The organism is Staphylococcus sp. EG-SA-2 (assembly GCF_017152085.1).
In genome coordinates this window covers 1-667 of record NZ_JACYHC010001162.1, presented here as the reverse complement: position 1 = coordinate 667, position 667 = coordinate 1, and the positions used below count along the sequence as shown (strand labels likewise).

The following is a 667-nucleotide window of genomic DNA, read 5'->3' as shown; positions in this document are numbered from 1 at the left end:
CTCCCCATTGTGTCCCAACTACTACGATTGATGACATGTGAGCACCTCCAAGTTTTTCTCATTTAACCATTTGATATTCTACCAATATCGAGACCATAATGCAAATAAAAATCGAACATTGATTTTCGGCCTTTTTAAAAGAAAAATCATTTTAACAAATCGTCTTCAACGTCCTAAAAACCCTTTAACAGAGGCGTTGACAGTACTAATTTATCACTTTCAATACACAAACTTAACATATATCAACCCGTTCAGAACAAAATAAAAACCGTACAATTTTATCATCTTAATGATTATTGTACGGAAAAACTTTTTTACATCATATCTGCATGTGCATAATCGATATCGGTAAATTTATTATATTGTTTCATAAAGTGTAACTTAACTGTGCCTGTTGGACCGTTACGTTGCTTAGCAATGATAATTTCAATTTCACCGTTTTCATCATTCGTTTGTGGCTCGAAACCACCATCATCGTCATCATCTTCATCGCCGCCACGGTTATAGTAATCATCACGGTATAAGAATGCAACGATATCGGCATCTTGCTCAATCGAACCAGATTCACGAATATCACTCATCATTGGACGTTTATCTTGTCGTTGTTCAACACCACGAGATAACTGACTTAATGCGATAACTGGACATTCTAATTCACGGGCTAATG

Annotated in this window: 1 protein-coding gene; it reads right to left on the bottom strand. The window is 35.7% G+C overall.

All coding sequences use genetic code 11. The features are described from left to right. Window positions 1-314: 314 nt before the first annotated feature. Window positions 315-667: DnaB-like helicase C-terminal domain-containing protein (locus tag IDG60_RS19180; RefSeq protein ID WP_206161071.1), on the bottom strand; the 353-nt coding region annotated here is incomplete at its 5' end.